The sequence below is a fragment of the Bradyrhizobium sp. UFLA05-153 genome, assembly GCF_054185185.1.
Genome location: NZ_JBBIAM010000013.1, coordinates 1 through 17,775, shown reverse-complemented (window position 1 = coordinate 17,775; position 17,775 = coordinate 1). Strand labels below are relative to the sequence as shown.

Genomic DNA, 17,775 nt, shown 5'->3' with positions numbered 1-17,775 from the left:
ACGACGATGTTGGACGATGATTTTAACAAGCAGCGTGCGAAGATATTGCGAGATCTCGCCGAGCACTGATCCCTTTATCAAAAGGCGTCTTCTGAGGTTGGTGGAGCGCTACGAACCCAAGCGACGGGCCGCGCCAATTGACCAACAATTTCAAGGCAGGCTTCAGCGGGGCATCGAAAATCGCGACATCACCTCTGACTGATTCTTGAGTCCATCTCTTTGAAGCCGGTCAAAAAAGAACTGGCGTTCGAGAGCGAGAGGGTAGAAACTCTCCTCAACCAGCATCACGTCAGCCGTAAATTGGAAAATCGCGATTTCGCCAACGCGGGAGCAGCGTCATGCGATACGCTTTTGGGCAGACAGTTTCTCTTCAGGATCAGCTCTCGAAAGTCGCGCAAGAGAGCCGTGAGCAGGCGAAGACGATGCCTGCCGGCAAGGAGAGAGAAGAGCTTCAGAGGAAGGCCAGCCAAGCCGACACGGCGGCCCACATCGATGAGTGGGTCAATTCTCCCGGGCTCCGGCCCCCAACTTAGTCAGACCAGATCAGACAGTCGCCTAGGGCTTATCAAGGCTGGTTGTTCGGCGGCCTTTCAATGAACCTGCGACTGCCGTTGAGAAGCTCAAGGTTGGCGACAACCGGATTACCTGGATCGAGCGAATAGGCCTTGTCAAACTTCCGTCGCGCCGCGTTCAGATTTCCGCGCTGCGTGAATGAGTATCCCCCTCCGGCGCAGGTTCAACCGGTCGCGGAAACCACTGATAGCTTTCGATCGTCATTGAATTCATTGGGAAAAATTGGGTTCGTTTCGCCAAATTATTATTGCTCCTGTTCATCCCTCGAAACAAAGGCGGATGGCTCGGTCCCGCCATGCGAGTGCTCGATACTCATACCGGTCGAGCAGGCGAATAAGCTGGACCGCACGCTCAATTGGCCCAGCGCCATCCGCGTCTTGCGCCGATCGACCAGACGACGGGGGAACAGTGCCACCGTCAACATGGCTTGCGAGCGCTTTCGTAACGAGGGCGGTTGAAATTGATCTGGCTCTGAGCACTTCCTGCTGTGCCTGCGCGATCGATCGGGCGTGAGAGAGATTAATCTTGCCGCCGGTCGATTCGACGATTTCACGCGCCTGCTGTTCCACCCTTGCGATCCATTCGGGGTCGATCGGGCTCTGTCCAGCCAACCCGTGAAGGTAGGCGTTCTGACTTGCGCGGCGTTTGCCGCCGCGCGATTTCGGCCCAGTACTCTTTTTGGCGTTCGCGCGGTTAGCCGCGATCTGTCGTTCAGTGGCCACGCCTGTCCTCCCCCTCCTTCATGTGTTCAATACGCGCGAGCCTATCATCTTCCTGCGAGAGATTTGTTTCCCGTTGCGATTGTCGCGCGATCATTTCCCGATAGAAGGCAAGATTCGGCAGGATCTTGTCCCGGCGCGATGCGTGCAACGCCTCCGACTGTTCGACCACTGCCAATTTGCCGCAGCAACGGGTATAGGCTTCAGCCTCGATCGCCGTTTCGTCAAGGCCATACCTCTTAAGGATTTCGATCACCTCAACCTTGGCACCGCTGTCTCCCTTGGCCCACCGCTCGACCAAGATTTGCGCGTTGCCGCTGTCACGCGCGCCCAGCTGCCGAGTGAGAAGGTCGTAGAGTGCTTCGATCAACGCCGCCTTAAAGATAGCAAAGCCAATGCGTCGCCGCTCAGAGGTTTTCCAATTATGATAACTGACGTCCTCGACGTGCATCTGCTCAATCTTGTCTCGCGGCTTGATAGCGTTCTCGAAGGCGAGATGCTCGCTTTCAAATTGTTCGGCTGACTCGGTTGGCAAAACATAGCGGCCCCGCTTCGGCAGTGCCGCTCTTTCGCGTTTCATGACTTGCTCCATTTGTACTCGCTGTGCAATTACCTGTTGGGTTCGCGCTCGATGTTTTGAGCGCCCGCGCAGGCCAACTACTTTGCAAATCCGACAATTCGGACCGGATGCGAACGATTGAAGCGTTGGGCTTCATGAAAGGAGACCCGCCGCTTTGCCGCTTTCACCTTCTCAAGGCGATCGAGCGTCTGCTCTAGTTTTCTATCGATGCGCTCCTCGAACTCGAGTTCACGTGCAAACGCATCGTCTGTGAGAACGGCCGACGATTGTTTGATCAGCACCTCGTCCGGTGGGCATCCGAAGCGAGTGGCCGCCGGGATCAACACTTTTTGGACCTCCTCTTGCAGCGCCTTGACCCACTCCTGCGGCGTCCCAAACTCCCCCTTGGGGCACTTGGCATGGAGATGATCGGCAAAATGCCCGCCCAATTGATCGAGAGTTCGCCGAATTTCTGGAAAGGAGACGGCGCCATCTATCGCATGATAGAATGCGTTAAGCGCCATCGCTTCATCATATGCCTCGTGGCCGGATTCGAATTTGGCGGCAGTTACTCTGGATGCTAAAAAGCGCTGGTACCGCCGCTTGCGCCAGATGCATTTTGCAATGGTTAGGACCAGGTCCTCTTCGAGAGGACCATCAGGCGCATGCTCGCCAGCCACCTGCCCGCGCAGAATTTCGAACTCGAGGGGATTCTCGCCTGGCAGAATGGCAAACTCGGTCTTGGGGCCGAATTTCACCTGATAGGCGCGCTCATCTTTCTTGCTGTCCAGCTTCATTTAGGACTCCACAGATTTGTCGAACACGCAGCGAGATGTCCGCTGCGTGTGCGCGTGGCCAAGTTCGAGGGCAGTGGCTGGTCGCAAGGCTTGGGAATAGGTGCCCAACTTACGACGGGCACAACAAGGACCGGTAGCCAGGAATGTGACCCTAGCAGGCTGTTGAAGAACTCAGCCGCGTTCGCAAACGAAGGCCGAATCGTCGCCATTGTGGATGTAGAAGCCGACGAGCCTGCCCGCAGTGCCGATCATAGCCCATCCGCGACCGCAGGACGGATCATTGTCGTCGTGTGCCCTTCCCATGAGAACTCGGCGCAGGCCGATCCGTCGCGGGTGCCGTAGCGCACGTCCAGGAAGCCCTTGAAAGCCCCAAAGGCGATTTCGCCATCGGACTTGCCCTGGAAGGTGAGATGCGCCTCTTCGACAAGATCGAGGAATTCGCTGTCCCAGACGTCCATTTCGACGATGCGCCAGCGGCCGACAAAGGCCTTGGCGAAGCCGGGCACCTTGGTCAGCCGGTCTCCGCGATCAACTTGGGCAGCCGCACCAGATTGTAGGCGGTGGCAGCGAAGGTAAAGGCCCATGCGACGCGATCGCGACCACGGAAGCTGGTCTTCTCTTGCCCGGCGACCGTCGTGATCCAGCCGAATGCCTCCTCGATCCGCTTGCGGATGCGCTGGCTGACGGCATAGCCGCCGTGCCGGGTCGTTCGCCCGTCAATCGCGGAGCTACGGCCGCTGGTGTTCTGCGCAACATGCGGCGTCACGTTCATCGAGCGCAGTTCGTTGACGAAGTCTTCTGCATCATAGGCTTTGTCGGCGCCAAGCGTGATCGCTGTCGGCCGGTCGGCATGAGGCTCGATCATGTGCAGCGCGGCCACCCGCTCGGCATGCCCGTCGGCCTGCGTCAGGCAGGCGTCGACCAGCAGGCCGTGGCGGTTCTCCATCAGCCCGTGCCCGATGAAGCACAACTTCGTCTCCTTGCCTTTGCCCTTGCGGTACAGCCTGGCGTCCGGATCAGTGGTCGAAGCATGGGTGTCGTTCGAGCGTTTCTGGCCATGGAAGTCCGCTTCGGCATTGCGCCCGCCGCCTTGGGCCGGCGGCTCGCCACAGCCGTCCTTCGGCTTGACACTCTTCATCGAGGCCCAGGCCTCGATCAGCGTCCCATCGACCGAGAAGTGATCGCTCGATAGAAGCTTCTTCACCTTGGACTGCGCCAGCACCGCCGCCAGGAACTTGGCCGCGATATCGCCTTCCAGCAGCCGGTCGCGGTTCTTTGAGAAAATGGTCCCAAGCTGCGTCGTCGATGCCGATTCCGACGAACCAGCGGAACAGCAGGTCGTATTCCAACCGCTCCATCAGAAGCCGCTCGGAGCGGATCGAATAAACGCCTGCAAAAGCATCGCCCGCAGCAGCTTCTCCGGCGGGATCGACGGCCGCCCAATCGGCGAATAGAGCGCGGCAAACTCGCGCTCCAGCACCGACAGCGCTTCTTCTTCCCTGCGTCACGCTTTGACTTGCGAAGGCTGCTCGCCGCCGTTCTCCCCACCCTGGCGGGCTCCAAGACGGCTCTAGCCGCTCCGTTCATGGCGGGGAAGATTGGATTCGTTTCGCACAAAGACGTCGCGGCCGGCTTTCACCGCTTGTGCTTTGGCGGCTTTCGAAGGCGCACCCCCGGCCCGCCACCGTTCTCGTCGATGAACTCGATACCGGCAGACGTTAGCGCCATCCCAATCTTTTCGGCAGTCTCAGTCCGACCACCAAGAAGCCCATCCAATGCTTCCAGGCGTTTTATAGTCGGAATTGATACATCGGCTTCTCCCGCCAAATCCTCCTGCGACCAGCCCAGCAGTGCGCGGGCGGCTTTGATCTGCCTAATCGATACTTTTAGTATTGACTTTCTTTCCATCAAGATAGATACTTTTAGTATCGAATGGACCATCCGAATGGACCATCCTTGAATTCGAAGAATTGAGGATTACAACGATGTGCGCTTTTGCCAACCCACTAAATGGCCGTCGTCATTTCATAGGGGGCTCGGATGCCCGGATCATCATGGGCGAGGACGAGGCAGCGCTCCTCCGCCTTTGGAAGGAAAAGCGGGGCGAGGTCGTGCCGGAAGATTTGTCGGGCGACCTCCTGGTCCAGCTCGGCACCGTGACAGAGCATTTGAACCGGCGCTGGTACGAAAAGAACACCGGACAGGTCGTCACGGAAGTCCAATGGCAGGTATTTCATGCCGTGCACCGCTGGATGGCGGCGACGCTCGACGGCCGGGTCGAAGCCACAGGCGCGGTGTTCGAGGCCAAATTCATGCTGCCCTGGAATTTCTCCGAAGAGGGTGCCGCCGAGAAACACATGGCCCAGCTGCAGCACAATATGTGGGTGACCGCGGCGCGCACTGCCGTGCTGTCGATCATCACCGGCGGCGGCAAATGGGTGGAGATCACCGTCCCCGCCGACCCACTCTATCAGCACCTGCTGCTAACTGCGGAAAAGAAGTTCTGGCGTTGTGTGGAAACCGGCGAACCGCCACACCTGTTCGGCATTGAGCCGCCAAGGTCGCGCCTGGAAGTGGTCCGCGTGGTCGACATGAGCGCCTCGAACTCGTGGACCGAGTTCGCGGCGATCTACCGGCGCACCCGTGAAGCCGCCGTCGAGCACGAGCGCGCCAAGAGCGAGCTCAAGGCGCTCGTACCGGAAGATGCCAAAGAGGCCTCCGGGCACGGCGTTCGGGCCAAGCGCACGAAATCCGGTGCGATCAGCTTTGAGCTGTTAGCCGGACACTAGTCGCACTTACTTCGGGAGGCATCGACATGCAGCGATCGAGCGACAGCCTCAGCCAAATCGCTGGCGCCCTCGCGAAGGCGCAGGCAGAGCTGGAAAACCCGGTAAAAGCCCTCAGCGCGATCATTGTGTCGTCCTTCCCACGGGAGGAGGCGCGGACATTCCGCTATGCCTCGCTGGCGAGCGGGCTTGAGATCGTCCGGAAATGCCTGACCAAGCACGAGATCGCCACCGTCCAGGCGACCTCGATCGAACCGGCGACCGGGCTGATCAAGCTGACCACCACGCTCCTCCACACCTCGGGGGAATGGATTGCCTCCGACTGGCCGGTGTGCCCTGTCTCCGAGACCGTCGCCCCGCATCGAATGGGCGCGGCCCTGACGTATGCGCGGCGCTACGCCCTGTTCACGCTGGTTGGTATTGCCGGGGAGGATGATCTGGACGCGCCGGATCTAGCTTCGACTAGTCCCTCGCCGGGCTCCAACAGCACGCTTGCGGACCGATCGGCCCCTCCCGTCTCCGCCTCTCCCCGACCAGCATCGACAGCGAGCTGGAGCGGACTGACCGTCGCAAGTCGCACCCGCGAACGGCGGCAGAAAGCTGTCAAGCTCACGCCCGAAGCCTCAGCGCGCCTGCGTAATCAATTGGCCGTTGAAGTTGAGCTGTTCGGGGATGCCACTTCGCTGACCGCTTGGGCCTACCGAGCCCTCCCTCTCAAGAACCAACTCTCCAGCGCGGACGCGCAGACCGTCGAGGCAGCTTTTGACGCCAAGCTCAGGCTGCTTGAGGAAGCGCAGATCGTTCCCGTTGCGAAAGAGGAGAGCCCGCTACGTACCGAAGGCGAGCCGATACGGGGACAATCGAGCGTTGACACGGTCGTCGTCCTTAGCAAGCCAGTCCGTGAGCGCGATCGCCACCATCTCAAATTTATTACCACTCAGCCCTGCCTGATTTGTGGTCGTACGCCTTCCGACGCCCATCACGTCAAATTCGCCGAGCAGCGCGCAATGGGTCGCAAGGTCAGCGACAGGTTTACCGTCCCAGTTTGCCGGCTCCATCACCGCGAACTTCATCGGCGTGGCAACGAACGGGCCTGGTGGCAACATTACCGGGTCGCGCCGTTGGATGTCGCTGCCGCACTCTGGCGGACGACGCATGCCATTGAGACCGCGGCAAGCCGTGGGATCCAGCTCGATGGGAGTACCAACGGTGGCCGGTTCAACGCGGATGCCACGCGCGGCGATCAAAAGAACGAAACGAACCCAGTTTAAGGCCGAAGACGAATGACCTCCCTTCGACAGCTCGAGTCCAACCGCCGCAATGCGCGCCTCAGCACCGGCCCAGCGACCGAGGAAGGCAAGCAGCGGTCGCGACGGAATGCGGTCCGCCATGGGCTTACCGCCGAAACGGTAATCGATGCGGTGGAAGACGCGGAAGATTACGCCGCGTTTGAGATCGCCATTACCGCGGACTTTGATGCGCAATCATCGGTCGAGCGCGAGCTCGTGCTTCGATTGGCAAGCCTGCTGTGGCGCCTGCGTCGGGCTACTACCATTGAAAGCGGGCTCTTCAAGATCCAGGCCCAACAGCTGCTCCAATTTCGACAACGCCGTCAGGCGCGTCAATGTCAACAGCAAACAATCGAGAGGCTACACTTAAATTTCGCTGCCACGGCTAGTGATGGGGCGGAGTCTCAGCAGGGTGAGGACTCCGATGCCGACGGCTCTACTTCGATCATGTCAGAGGGCGAACCTGACGACCTGACCCTCTCTTTCGTTCGCTTGTCGAACCTACCCACCTACGCGCTTGACCGCTTGAGCCGGTATGAAGCGACACTTTGGCGGCAAGCCTGTCAGATTTTGTTTGCGCTCCAATTAATGGAGCGTCGCAAGCCGTGGGAGCGAATGAGAGCTCGCATAAGATGATCGCGCGTGAGACCAGCGGCTTTTGCTTGCCCTCGCCACGGCTGCTTCCGTTTCCAGGCATGCGGGCGCGCTCACGAGAATTAAGAGGTGGGCGCTGCAAGCAGAGCGGCGAACCGCCGCTCCTGTTCGGGATCGAAATCCCGCCCCGCGGCTAGCGACCGTCAAGGTCGTCGACATGATCTCCTCCAATCTGTGGTCCAACTGCGCGGCGACTTTTCTGCGCACCCGCGCGGCCCATAGCGAGCACGAGCTGGTCAAGGCGGAGCTCAACCTGCTGCTACCCGAGATGCCAAGCAGGCCTTTGGCCACAGCATTCGTGCAAAGCGCTCCAAAACCGGCGCGACGAGCTTTGATCTCGTTGAGATGGAGGCTGTCCATGCACCAAGCCAGTGAGAGCACATCGGGCCGATTGCGGCGGGCCGGCCCGCGCGCAACCGAACTGACCGACTCGCAAAAGACTTTGACCGCTCAATTGCCCACCATTGCAGAATTGATGGCCAGTGATGCCGGTTTCAGAGGACGTTTAACGCTTCGTCGGGGTGCCTCAGGCCCGAATGCTGTCCGCATTCCCCTGTGGCAATGGAATTTCGCGCCCAAGAGTGTCGGCGCTCGCCTTGAGCAGTCATACACGAACGATCTTCGCAACCATCGACGCCTTCGAGGACAGGTTCAACGAAGGCCGGAAGAGCGGCCGGTTCACCGACGCCGGACTCCTTCAAGAAGTGGAGCAATACGCTCTATCGGTCGCAATGCCGGCGCTCCACCGAAGCCGCGAGGCCATCCGGAAGGCAACCGCCGACGTCAAGGCAATCCGCGCAACTATCACCGTGCCGCCAATCGATAAGACGGATGCGGTCTCATATCTGCGCCGGCTTGAGATCCGCGGGCATCTCGCCGCGATGCCGGAAGAGAAGCGCCGTCATTACATTTCGCAAAACCGCGAGACCCTCGATCCCGAATGGGTGCAGGCCATCATTGAGATGGCGCCTGTGATGAGCGGCGTCATGGAGGGCGATCACGCCTATTTTAGGGATCGCGAATTGCGCCGCATTCACGGCAGCGCGGTCGATGATCTCCAGAAGCTCGAGCTGGCGCTGGAAACAGCGAAGGGTGTTTCCGAGCTAAGCCGCAAGGAGATCTGCAAGGATCTTGGCGTGCTGCCAGGTTTATGCGCCCACCAGCAATAGCACCGGCCTTCCCAAGCCGCGCGAGACGAGCCGCGCCTTCGATCCTATCGAGGGCACCGCGCTATACGAGGAGACATTCAACGATATGGCGGAGATTTTTGAGAACCCGCACGATGCGCCATGGATTAAGCGCGTCAATGAAAATGGCGCAAACGTCATTCGAGTGTTTAAGCCCGGCGCAGGCTCGAGCTCTGGCCCTGGGCACTTGCGAGCGAGGACAAGGTTGAGCGCGGCATCTTCTACAAAGACTTCGTGGCCTACGAGCGGCGTGAAGCTGCGTGACGATTAACAGTTTCGCTGGCCGTGGATGTATCGGCAGCGGAGTCCACACAAAGGAACAGATGAATGAGTTACAATCTAAGCGATGCCGACAAACAGATGGTACGACACTCAGCCGGTTCTTTGAACGGCTCGGAGGTCACCAGCCTTCACGCAGTGGCCGCGCGGCTTCAGGCAGATCTCGACGTTGGCCTGATCAAGGCGGTGACCAAGAACCACGTTCGAGCTGCCGTTACGAGAGAGCTGTCACGAGGCAAATGATGGCAGCGAAACAGACTGGTTTGCTGAGATGTTGACCCCAGAGCAGCGCGCATTGGTGCGCCAATACGCACACGAGCTTAGCGGCGATGACGTGATCGCATTCGAGGGCGCGGTTCGCAACCGACTCAAGGGCTTCATGGACACCCGCATCGTGCAGACAATAACGGCTCAACCGGTCGCCGCGGCCTGCGTCCAACAGTTGGCTGAGGTTCTGCAACGAGTGCGCCGATCGTCGGCCCGCCCTTCGAACTTAGCCTGCGATCCATACGGCAGCGGCCCAGAAGGCACGTGCGAGAAAGTAAATCCAAACGCCCGTCAACGTTAGCAGGGCGCTCAACAGCAAGAATTCGAACACACGATCCTCATGCGAAGTCTCTTGATGCGGGTAATCTTGGACCCTATGAAGAGACGCCTCCATCGTCTGATCGAAGGTTGGCAACGGCGCGGTTTCTGGCATCACTCAACGCTCCAACAACGAAGTTAGCCCCGCCCGATCGAGAAACGCACCGACGCCGCGGCGCTGATTGCCGCAACTCACCGCGGCCAATCCTTGTAGAGCATGATACCGATCATGATCAGCGAGCCGATCGCGACTGCCGCCGGGCAGATAAACGGCAGCTCTTCCAGCAAGCCGATAAGAACTGCGCGGGCGCGGAAAGCCCTCTTCATATGCGCAACGCGCCAGCCTGCCGCACCCATCGGACATCTCCGTTTGGCCCCCAGCAGCAGCGGTCTCACTATTCAACGCGAAGGGATCTTCGGCTATTGCCCATTCGAATGTATCCCTAGATCAAGGTGAAGGAACCCTTGCATGTAGAACTGGATGATGCTGGCGCTAAGCTCGGCCGAGGCCGCGTCGCCGCCGCTCTTCAACTACCAACTCATCAAAACTCGCGCGCCAACGCTTTGGCAGCAAGCATCAACCTCACCAGCGGCCCCTTAGGTCTATGCACTGCCGGACCCAGTATCCATTTACCCGGATTAATTGGCAGGGGCTGGGCGGCGGCTCCTTGATGATTGGCCATCCGTTAACAGCGATATCGGTCGGGGCAGTGATGCCGCGCCAGTATACCGCGTTCGCGTCGGGAGAATTGAAGATCATCGCCGTCACAAACGACGCGATGCCAAGAAGCAATATGCGCATCATGATCGGTTCACACCCTTGGTCGGCCCCCGTTAGCGACATCGACCGCGTGAAAAAGGCCGCAGAACCCTGCCCCTATCCTGCGGCCTGTCCGGGGAAATTGAATGTAAAATATGCTGCTCGAATTCCAGCCCCGGTTAGGGCGGATGATTCCACGAATCGGCGGCGACGTTGACTCCGGAAAGCACGTTGCGAGATGGAACATCGCGGGTGTGGCCCGGACGCGACAGAATTGCTTCAGCGCTGGAGTCGCGCAAGGTGCGGTTGGCCTCGTCGCTCCATTGACTCGACGCCCACGCGCGCAACGCCGACAATGGCCAGCGCGAGCAAGATAATCCAGAGGCAGGCATTGAATACCGCCGACAGTAGCTTACGCACAGGAAGGCTCGTGCCGATCAAACGAAGCCGCCGCGCCGAATAATGCTGGCGCGACGACTTCGCCTTGGGGTGGACCCGGACGAGGGCAATGTCCGGTGAGAGAAAGCCTAGCGCTCTGGCGCGCAACAGCAATCAAGTTCTCGGATTAAGCTTGATGTCCCGACCGCGGGTTAATTCGGGAACTGCGTTGGGAAACGGTCCATTGATCCCACTTCAATTTGCGGCGGCCCCAATGCGGTTCCTTTCCCTTCGGGTTGAACGCAGGGACATAGTGTCGGTTAAGGCGCGCATGACGATTCCTCGCGGCTCGGAGTGGTGGCGAGCTACTGCAGGTCGTGGACTTGGAGATAGGCCCGCGTCGCTAGTTACTGGTCGCCCCACGCGCTCCTAGGCGGCTCGAAGCCGTTACTATTCCACCAGCTCGTGGACGTGCTCGCAGGCCGCCTCGCCTAATAGTCCTACACTGCGTAATCCGGTGCCTATGCCAGATAGTTTGGGCGGCGCGACCTAAAGGACATCTGGATCGTTATCTGCGGATTGCTGAGATGTCAGTCGGGTAAGAGCCAGCCCGGTCCGAGGCGCGCCACACTGTGAATGCACTCAGCATCAGGATGAGAACAATGAGCTTGGCCAACGTATCTTGGCTCAATTTCGCACCTTCCTTCTCTGCATAACGCTCATCAGGCGGGCCAAGCGCTTCACCCGCTGGCAACTGTCTGAGAAGCGCCGCGAGGGAGTTCGCTTCTGGATCTTGAATATCACATTCCGAATGCGACTCAGCACGGCATCACACTCCTAAGCGTGCGGGTATGCCTCGAAACGTTCGCCCAATTGCAGTCGCGCAACAACGCGAATCCAATTACGTAAGTGATGGAGGTTAAAAAGCCGAACCCCACCAGCCGGCGGGATGGCCACTCTAAATCGCGCCCATCTTCACACAAATCGCCCAGGCAATCACAAATGCAGGGAGAAAGAGGAAGAACCATACGAGGCCGTTCGGCTCGCGATGCGGTGCGAACTCACGGTTTGCATCAGTCTCTTGGCCGTGCGGGACTACTGAGTAGAGCTGACTTGGACGCCTTCGTCTGGCTGCCTTCCTTAGGAGTTGCTTGACGACGGTTTCATGCTCGATTTCTCGATCGGACATCCGTGCGTTACCTCCTAGCCCACTATCCAAAGCGCGGAAACGACCGCGCACAGAAACAATGCCGCTACAATAGCCAGACCAATCAAGAGGCGTTCCGGCAAATCCATTAACGGTCCTAGCGCCAGCCACCTTAACAGCGCGTGCCAAAGCAGACGGCCCCGGCCAGGGCTGGTGACGCCGGAGCCGCCCGCTCCTTAGAGCGCCCATCCGAGCGCAACGCCACCATATCGGGAAAAAATGGCAACGGGGAAACCATCTATCGGTATCCCCAGCACACTGGGTTGTACCAGCGAGCAGACGATGCCGATCACTGCTTCTCAGCGGGGGCGTCGCTTATAGCGCGGATCACTTGGCAGGCTTTTCTGCCATGTGTGAACCACTTCACAAACGCAGCAATGATTGTCTGCTACTGACGGTTCATTGTTTAACCTAGGTCATACTTAACATCCGCCCCCGGCGTGCGAGCGCTGGGGGTTTTTTCATGGACTTCTAGAGTTCGCGCTCCATCGCTGGATGGCTGCGGTTCTTCACTTTGATCCAATGCTTCTGCCGGCCGCCACGGTACGGCCGATCGCGATGTTTGGAGACCAGCCCCTCCAAGCCCATGCGGCACGCTGCTCGGAATAGGTCGGGCCCGATCTCACCGCGCTCGAAAGGCGCCACGGTGATTCCGTCCGGCCGGCGCGCCAATAGCCGCTCCAGGTTCGTCTTGCGTAGGTGCAGCGGCAGATTGCGCAGATCGTCGCTGCCCATAGCAAGGATGTCGAAGGCGTAGAGCTGGACCTCGTGATCGTGCTTGCGCGAGTGCAGCGCGTTGAAGTCGGAGATGCCGTCGACGCCGAGGATCACGGCTTCGCCATCGATGACGAAATGCTTCTGTCGGTTCTTCAGCGCGGCCTCGGTAACGATCCAAAAAAAACGCCCGGTTGGGATTGACCGGGGAATCCCCTGCACATTGGCGAAGGATCGCCCGTACTCAATGCCGATCAGGTTTTAATTGGGTGCCCGAACTGCCGTATGTGGCCGATGGCAGCGCATTTCACCCAATCGAAGTGGACCGGCCAGCCGCAGGAAATTGATTTCCGGTGCCTGAGATGCGGTCATGAACTGGCGAGGCGGTCGCAAGCACCGGAGAAATTAGGGAGACAGGCGCCGTAGAAGGTTCTCGAGTCCGGGGTGGTGGCGGCCGCAACTAAATCATCGCTACTCACTCCAGTCCTGAGCACTATTGAGCGGCGCGCCGCCCTTTCTCCGTTAGCTCGTATTTCTGTCCATTCCTCAGAATGAAACCGGCTTTGATCACTTGGTCTGCCAAATGCCGGCTGCATAAAGGCCTGCTGCCTCCCGGGTGATATAGCCGGCCGCTGCGCTCGTGCAGAGAGCCATAGAGCAGGGCTTGTCGCAGCACCCAGTGGATCCCCCGTGAAACGGCGGTCATAGCTTCAAAGCCTCACGAAGAGAGTTCCGTGGTGAGATTCATCGCAGGAATCAAAATCTATAGCCCATGCTTGATGACGCAGTTCGGCCGGGCATGTCATGCCAATTGGGTACGATGTTCACAGATCCTGCGGCGCCGCACTCTGAGCAGACCAAGCACCAGCCGACACGCGACCAGGGTCGATCCTGCGGCAGCCGATCTAGCCTAAAATCTGCAGTGTGTTTGCACTTGGAGCTGCTCTAGCCCTTGCTCGATTACTCGCAGGTCCTCCTGAACCTGCTTCAGGGCAGGACCCGGATTGATGCCGGACGCGGCTTGTAAGCCTCCGACCAACTGGCGCCGAAGTTCACGCATGTCCTCCAATGCTCGGCGGTTCTTCAAACGTACGTAAGCGGAAACGATCAATTCAATGGTGTTCGATGGCATGGGTACTCCGAAAATACACTTCCTGAAAAAGGCGCTATCGGGCTGGAAATACAGGTCCCGGCAGCGCCGTATTTTCTAACTGGGCGCTGAAATCCCAGTTGATTTTGACTATGCAATGGTCATGCCACAGGTTTGTGACAGGACCGTCCTCGCGAGCAAATGAGAGGCCCCCGGCTGTCGCGCTCAGGGACCGCCGCGCAGTTCAATTTCGTCAGACGCCGGAAGCTGAGCGATTTGATTGATGCATTCACCCAGGCAATCGATCAGCTCCGACGCTGTCTGAGCAAATAAGGGTGGCGGCATTCTCGCTAAATCGTCCCATCTGTCTGACCAATCGGGTTGCGCAATATAATCGCCAAAGGGATATGAAAAGGCCACATGCGCATTAGAGCGCTGGTCCTCTCGCAAGTGAGAGGCCAGCAATGGGATCACGGCCTTTGCTACAGTTACTGCAGCGAATTGATCGGCTGGCGACATGGCCTGCTTAAGCTGCTCGATTAGGAATGTTAGCGTGTCCTCAATGCAGTAGCGAAGCTTTGTGGAGCTCTTTTCCGGACCGTCATTCATTTCGCCCTCGCCTTCAATCCGATCTCGACCAGCCGGCGGATGGCCTCAGGGCGGCCGGGAAGGTCATCCTGCTTTCGGCGCCAGTCGTCGAGATTTTGCAATGCATCAACTGCCATGCGGACGTTCACCGCCTCGCTATCGACGGGAGGTCGGCCACGCTTCGATTTCTTAGCGCTATTTATTTTTGACTTCATGATTTTATGGTGCCATAAATTAGCAAACCGAGCAAGTGCGGCCGGGACCGCCACGGGTAGTAGCGATGCCTGCCTGACGGTGGGTACGCCAGCCTGCCAGGAGATGACCAAGAAGCCCGCATAGGCAGACGGCCCGACTGCAACAGCTCACAGGGCTTGAGCTCCTTTTGCAGCAAGTTTGTTGCTCTTTTGAGCTCGGCCCAAGGACGGCGGGCGGAAAAAACAGATCCAGCCAAAATGCGGTGCGCCATGGTTTGGCGCGCAGCGATAGCAGCGCTCCAGCTGCGACCGAAAAGCTTGCCGTCGCGATTGCGTCGGGGCTCGGGCCTCAGCGCGGAAAAGAAGTTCTGGCGCTGCGTGCAGAGCGGCGAGCCGCCGCTGCTGTTCGCCATCGAGACCCCGCGCCCACGGCTCGCCGCCGTTAAGGTCGTCGACATGACCGCGTCCAACCTGTGGGCGGAGTGCGCGGCGACCTACCTGCGCACCCGAGAGGCCTACGGCGACCATGAGCAGGCCAAGGCCGAGCTCAAGAAGCTGATGCCCGAGGATGCCAAGGAGGCCTTTGGCCACGGCATTCGCGCCAAGCGCTCCAAAGCCGGCGCGGTCAGTTTTGATCCGGTTGAGATGGAGGCCGTCCATGCACCAGGCCAGTGAGCATATCGGCGCGATTGCGGCGGCGCTGGCCCGCGCGCAAGCCGAACTGACCAACCCGGAAAAGACCCTGACCGCTCAGATCCGCTCGCCGTTCCTGCGCGATGACGATCGGACCTTCCGCTACGCCTCGCTAGCCTCGGGCCTCGACATTGTGCGCAAGACCCTCAGCCAGCAGGAGATCGCCACCATCCAGACCACCCGGATCGAGGAAACCACCGGCCAGATCCACCTCACCACCCTGCTCGCCCATTCCTCGGGCGAGTGGATTGCCTCGGTCTGGCCGGTCTGCGCCACCAGAGACGTTGAGGCGCCGCACCGCATGGGGGCGGCGCTGACCTATGCACGGCGCTATGCCCTGTTCGCCCTGGTCGGGATTGCGGGTGAAGACGATCTGGACGCGCCGGATGCGCTGGCAAGCGTGCCCGAGGCCGGACCGCACGGACCTCCTCTCGTCAAGGCCAAGCCCGCCAAAGGCGTTCTCAACCGTGCGCCGGTGCTGGAGCCGCCGCAGTCCGCCGAGCTGCGGGACCAGCTGTTGACCCAGCTCGCATCCTTAGCTGCCAGCGAAGATCTGCTCGCCTGGGCCAAGGCCAGCCTGCCACTGAAGAACGCGCTGCTGGAGGCCGACGCCCGGGTCGTCGAGGCCGCCTATCGGACCAAGCTTGAGGACGCCGCTGCCGACCCAGCACCCGCCTCGGAGCGAGCGCAAAGTGTGCCGCCTGAGCTGGTAGGTCGCGCGGAGGGCGAGGCCGCGCTGCAGCCAGCTCTGCCGGCCACGCCCGAGGCAGGGCTCGCCCATCCCAAGGAGCCGCCCCGCAAGCGCAGCAAGGCGCACCTGTTGTTTGTCCGGGAGCAGCCTTGCCTCATCTGCCAGCAGACCCCGTGCGATGCCCACCATCTGAAATTCGCCCAACCCCGGACGCTTGGCCGCAAGGTCAGCGACCAGTTCACGGTCCCCTTGTGCCGCGCCCATCACCAGGAGCTGCACCGGCACGGCAACGAACGGGCCTGGTGGGCGAACCTGCAGATCGCGCCGTTGCCGGCGGCGCAGGACCTGTGGGCGGCGAGCCCCGTCCACGGCCCGGCCAACGCCTCCTTCAGGTCCGCAGCCCTCCCCGCAAACCTTGGCTCGGAGGCCTCACCACGATGAACGTTCCCATCCAAGCGGCGCACCAACTGACCGCCGCCGCGCTGCCGGTCGAGTTTGAAGTGTTGGCACCGCCACCCCTGCTACTGCCGGGCGAACAGCTTGACCACTACCAGGCGCTGCGGCAGGCGATCTTCGCAGACCTTGCGCCGCGATCCGCCATCGAGTGGCTGCTCGCCATCGACGTCGCCGAACTGTCTTGGGAGATCCAACGCTACCGCGTGTTGCGTCACAAGCTTCTGGAGACCTATCGTCAAAAGGCGATTGAGGCAGCGTTACGGCGCATCGACATGGTCGGGATCGATCCCGACTTCGAACGCGAAGCCGAGTACTACACGCTGCAAAATGCCCTGAGCTGGCAGATTGATCCGGTGGCTACGAGCGAAATCGACGCCCGCCTTGCAGCCTACGGCTTCGATCAACACGCCATCACCACTGAAGTCTACGTGCAGGCGCGCGAGGTCTTGGTCCTGTTCGAAGACTTGCTCAATGCAGCACAAACCAAGCGCATGTTGCTCCTTCGCGAGATCAGGAACCAGCGCTTCGCGGGTGGGCCGATGCGCCAGCGGCGCTGACGCAAACTCAACGAAGTACGGACCTGCGAGGCCAGTCCAGCGGACATGCTGCAACGGAGGGACAATAGTCGTCTGCTTGTCTAGGCGAACCGGTCGACTGCTGCTCACATCCACGATCGCGAGGAAGCCCAATCATTCACCGCGATTTCGCCCGCCGTCGACCGTTCGGACGCGCTCTTTCGCCGCTTCATCATCTGTGCAGTCAAGGTCGACGGCGCCAACGAGGTCGCCGCGTCGATCCAAAATGTGGACCCGGATCGCTTATGTCGGGAAGCTGATCGACCGGCTGTTGCGTTTTGCCATAGCGTGTGACTGCGGCACCCATGCGCCGCGCGTCAGATGCGATCCACGCGCATACCTAACGATTGCCGCTGCTCAGGGAGATCACGAACCATCGCTTCCTTGGCGCGTCAAAGTAGGTTGGATCGACATTATGTTTAGTGATGTGTGTCGAACCTGAGACCGGGTCGTATTGTCGATTCTGCCTAGCACTACTTTGGCAGATCGTTGATTTTGCCGTGCTTTTAGGATTCCCGAATCAATTTTTCAATGATTCATGGGTGGTCGGCTCTTGGAGGGCTGACCATGGCGGGATGGGAAGACGAACTCGAACGCTGGCTGATGCCGTTCTTGGACCGGCTGGGTCATAAGACTCGGCAGCGGATGTGTCCTCTGTACGTTGCGGGACTGATCGGTCCTGGCGATCGCAAGAGCGTTCAGCCGATGGCGGAACGCCTCGCAACCGGCAACTACGATCAGCTGCACCATTTCATCGCCGATGGCGTCTGGGACGCATCACCGCTGGAATCTGAGCTGCTCAACCAGGCGGACCGGCTTGTCGGCGGCAAGGATGCGGTGCTGGTTATTGATGACACCGCAATCCCAAAGAAGGGCGAACGCTCGGTTGGTGTTGCAGCTCAATACGCGTCGGCTCTCGGCAAAACGGCAAATTGCCAAACGCTGGTGTCTTTGACGCTTGCGCGCGGGGAAGTGCCGGTGATGGTCGCGTTGCGTCTCTT

The 17,775-nt window shown here is 59.9% G+C and carries 16 protein-coding genes and 3 pseudogenes; 8 read left to right on the top strand and 11 right to left on the bottom strand.

Features of this window, described 5'->3' with window-relative positions; translation table 11 throughout:
* Window positions 1–830: 830 nt before the first annotated feature.
* The 6 genes and pseudogenes from Q2941_RS10380 to Q2941_RS10355 all read right to left on the bottom strand — a co-directional run bounded on the left by Q2941_RS10380 (window position 831) and on the right by Q2941_RS10355 (window position 4,589).
* On the bottom strand, window positions 831–1,295 hold the full coding sequence (locus tag Q2941_RS10380; protein WP_458192382.1) for a hypothetical protein: 465 nt from the start codon (window positions 1,293–1,295) through the stop codon (window positions 831–833).
* The gene (locus tag Q2941_RS10375) at window positions 1,285–1,872 is read right to left on the bottom strand and encodes a hypothetical protein (protein WP_458192381.1); all 588 of its coding nucleotides are present in this window, start codon (window positions 1,870–1,872) and stop codon (window positions 1,285–1,287) included. The genes Q2941_RS10380 and Q2941_RS10375 overlap by 11 nt, the downstream gene beginning before the upstream one ends.
* A gap of 77 nt (window positions 1,873–1,949) precedes the next feature.
* Window positions 1,950–2,648 carry a hypothetical protein gene (locus Q2941_RS10370; RefSeq protein ID WP_458192380.1) on the bottom strand — a complete coding sequence of 233 codons (699 nt, stop codon included), beginning with the start codon at window positions 2,646–2,648 and terminating at the stop codon, window positions 1,950–1,952.
* A gap of 171 nt (window positions 2,649–2,819) precedes the next feature.
* Window positions 2,820–3,106 (bottom strand): annotated as a pseudogene (locus Q2941_RS10365) (hypothetical protein).
* 53 nt (window positions 3,107–3,159) lie between these two features.
* Window positions 3,160–4,140 (bottom strand): annotated as a pseudogene (locus Q2941_RS10360) (IS5 family transposase); the annotation flags it as partial.
* Window positions 4,141–4,283: 143 nt separating this feature from the next.
* A complete protein-coding gene (locus Q2941_RS10355; RefSeq protein ID WP_458192379.1) occupies window positions 4,284–4,589 on the bottom strand; it encodes a helix-turn-helix domain-containing protein in 306 nt (101 codons plus the stop codon).
* Between the two features lie 44 nt (window positions 4,590–4,633).
* On the opposite strand from Q2941_RS10355, the gene Q2941_RS10350 reads away from it, so the two are divergent.
* The 4 genes from Q2941_RS10350 to Q2941_RS10335 all read left to right on the top strand — a co-directional run bounded on the left by Q2941_RS10350 (window position 4,634) and on the right by Q2941_RS10335 (window position 8,546).
* The gene (locus Q2941_RS10350; RefSeq protein WP_458192378.1) at window positions 4,634–5,437 is read left to right on the top strand and encodes a YqaJ viral recombinase family nuclease; all 804 of its coding nucleotides are present in this window, start codon (window positions 4,634–4,636) and stop codon (window positions 5,435–5,437) included.
* A 26-nt stretch (window positions 5,438–5,463) separates the two neighbouring features.
* Window positions 5,464–6,705, top strand: coding sequence for an ERF family protein (locus Q2941_RS10345; protein WP_458192377.1), 1,242 nt, complete (start codon window positions 5,464–5,466; stop codon window positions 6,703–6,705).
* A 12-nt stretch (window positions 6,706–6,717) separates the two neighbouring features.
* Window positions 6,718–7,359, top strand: coding sequence for a hypothetical protein (locus Q2941_RS10340; RefSeq protein WP_458192376.1), 642 nt, complete (start codon window positions 6,718–6,720; stop codon window positions 7,357–7,359).
* A gap of 614 nt (window positions 7,360–7,973) precedes the next feature.
* Entirely contained in the window at window positions 7,974–8,546 is a 573-nt protein-coding gene (locus Q2941_RS10335; protein WP_458192375.1) for a hypothetical protein, read from the top strand.
* Between the two features lie 1,074 nt (window positions 8,547–9,620).
* Here Q2941_RS10335 and Q2941_RS10330 read toward each other — a convergent pair.
* The 5 genes from Q2941_RS10330 to Q2941_RS10310 form a co-directional block, all read right to left on the bottom strand.
* Window positions 9,621–9,785, bottom strand: a complete 165-nt coding sequence (locus Q2941_RS10330) for a hypothetical protein (protein WP_458192374.1) — start codon at window positions 9,783–9,785, stop codon at window positions 9,621–9,623.
* A gap of 682 nt (window positions 9,786–10,467) precedes the next feature.
* Window positions 10,468–10,740 (bottom strand): hypothetical protein, encoded by a 273-nt coding sequence (locus tag Q2941_RS10325; protein ID WP_458192373.1) that lies wholly within the window; start codon window positions 10,738–10,740, stop codon window positions 10,468–10,470.
* 1,504 nt (window positions 10,741–12,244) lie between these two features.
* Window positions 12,245–12,709: an ATP-dependent DNA ligase gene (locus Q2941_RS10320; protein WP_458192372.1), complete on the bottom strand. Its 465-nt coding sequence runs from the start codon at window positions 12,707–12,709 to the stop codon at window positions 12,245–12,247.
* Window positions 12,710–13,802: 1,093 nt separating this feature from the next.
* Window positions 13,803–14,186: a hypothetical protein gene (locus tag Q2941_RS10315; RefSeq protein WP_458192371.1), complete on the bottom strand. Its 384-nt coding sequence runs from the start codon at window positions 14,184–14,186 to the stop codon at window positions 13,803–13,805.
* A complete protein-coding gene (locus tag Q2941_RS10310; RefSeq protein ID WP_458192370.1) occupies window positions 14,183–14,491 on the bottom strand; it encodes a hypothetical protein in 309 nt (102 codons plus the stop codon). The genes Q2941_RS10315 and Q2941_RS10310 overlap by 4 nt, the downstream gene beginning before the upstream one ends.
* A gap of 216 nt (window positions 14,492–14,707) precedes the next feature.
* Between Q2941_RS10310 and Q2941_RS10305 the strand changes: the two are divergent.
* The 4 genes and pseudogenes from Q2941_RS10305 to Q2941_RS10290 form a co-directional block, all read left to right on the top strand.
* A pseudogene (locus Q2941_RS10305) lies at window positions 14,708–15,034 on the top strand (YqaJ viral recombinase family protein); the annotation flags it as partial.
* Window positions 15,018–16,184 (top strand): ERF family protein, encoded by a 1,167-nt coding sequence (locus tag Q2941_RS10300; RefSeq protein WP_458192369.1) that lies wholly within the window; start codon window positions 15,018–15,020, stop codon window positions 16,182–16,184. The pseudogene Q2941_RS10305 and the gene Q2941_RS10300, both read left to right, overlap by 17 nt.
* Entirely contained in the window at window positions 16,181–16,756 is a 576-nt protein-coding gene (locus tag Q2941_RS10295) for a hypothetical protein (protein WP_458192368.1), read from the top strand. Before Q2941_RS10300 ends, Q2941_RS10295 begins: the two co-directional genes overlap by 4 nt.
* Before the next feature lie 549 nt (window positions 16,757–17,305).
* Window positions 17,306–17,775 (top strand): IS701 family transposase (locus tag Q2941_RS10290; protein WP_458192367.1); only part of this gene is annotated, 470 nt, incomplete at its 3' end.

What these genes read in the sequence shown, in the direction of transcription:
- Q2941_RS10375 (WP_458192381.1), bottom strand. Translation starts at nt 1,872, where the DNA reads ATGAAACGCGAAAGAGCGGCACTGCCGAAGCGGGGCCGCTATGTTTTG.
- Q2941_RS10370 (WP_458192380.1), bottom strand. Translation starts at nt 2,648, where the DNA reads ATGAAGCTGGACAGCAAGAAAGATGAGCGCGCCTATCAGGTGAAATTC.
- Q2941_RS10355 (WP_458192379.1), bottom strand. Translation starts at nt 4,589, where the DNA reads ATGGTCCATTCGATACTAAAAGTATCTATCTTGATGGAAAGAAAGTCA.
- Q2941_RS10350 (WP_458192378.1), top strand. Translation starts at nt 4,634, where the DNA reads ATGTGCGCTTTTGCCAACCCACTAAATGGCCGTCGTCATTTCATAGGG.
- Q2941_RS10345 (WP_458192377.1), top strand. Translation starts at nt 5,464, where the DNA reads ATGCAGCGATCGAGCGACAGCCTCAGCCAAATCGCTGGCGCCCTCGCG.
- Q2941_RS10340 (WP_458192376.1), top strand. Translation starts at nt 6,718, where the DNA reads ATGACCTCCCTTCGACAGCTCGAGTCCAACCGCCGCAATGCGCGCCTC.
- Q2941_RS10330 (WP_458192374.1), bottom strand. Translation starts at nt 9,785, where the DNA reads ATGGGTGCGGCAGGCTGGCGCGTTGCGCATATGAAGAGGGCTTTCCGC.
- Q2941_RS10315 (WP_458192371.1), bottom strand. Translation starts at nt 14,186, where the DNA reads ATGAATGACGGTCCGGAAAAGAGCTCCACAAAGCTTCGCTACTGCATT.
- Q2941_RS10300 (WP_458192369.1), top strand. Translation starts at nt 15,018, where the DNA reads ATGCACCAGGCCAGTGAGCATATCGGCGCGATTGCGGCGGCGCTGGCC.
- Q2941_RS10295 (WP_458192368.1), top strand. Translation starts at nt 16,181, where the DNA reads ATGAACGTTCCCATCCAAGCGGCGCACCAACTGACCGCCGCCGCGCTG.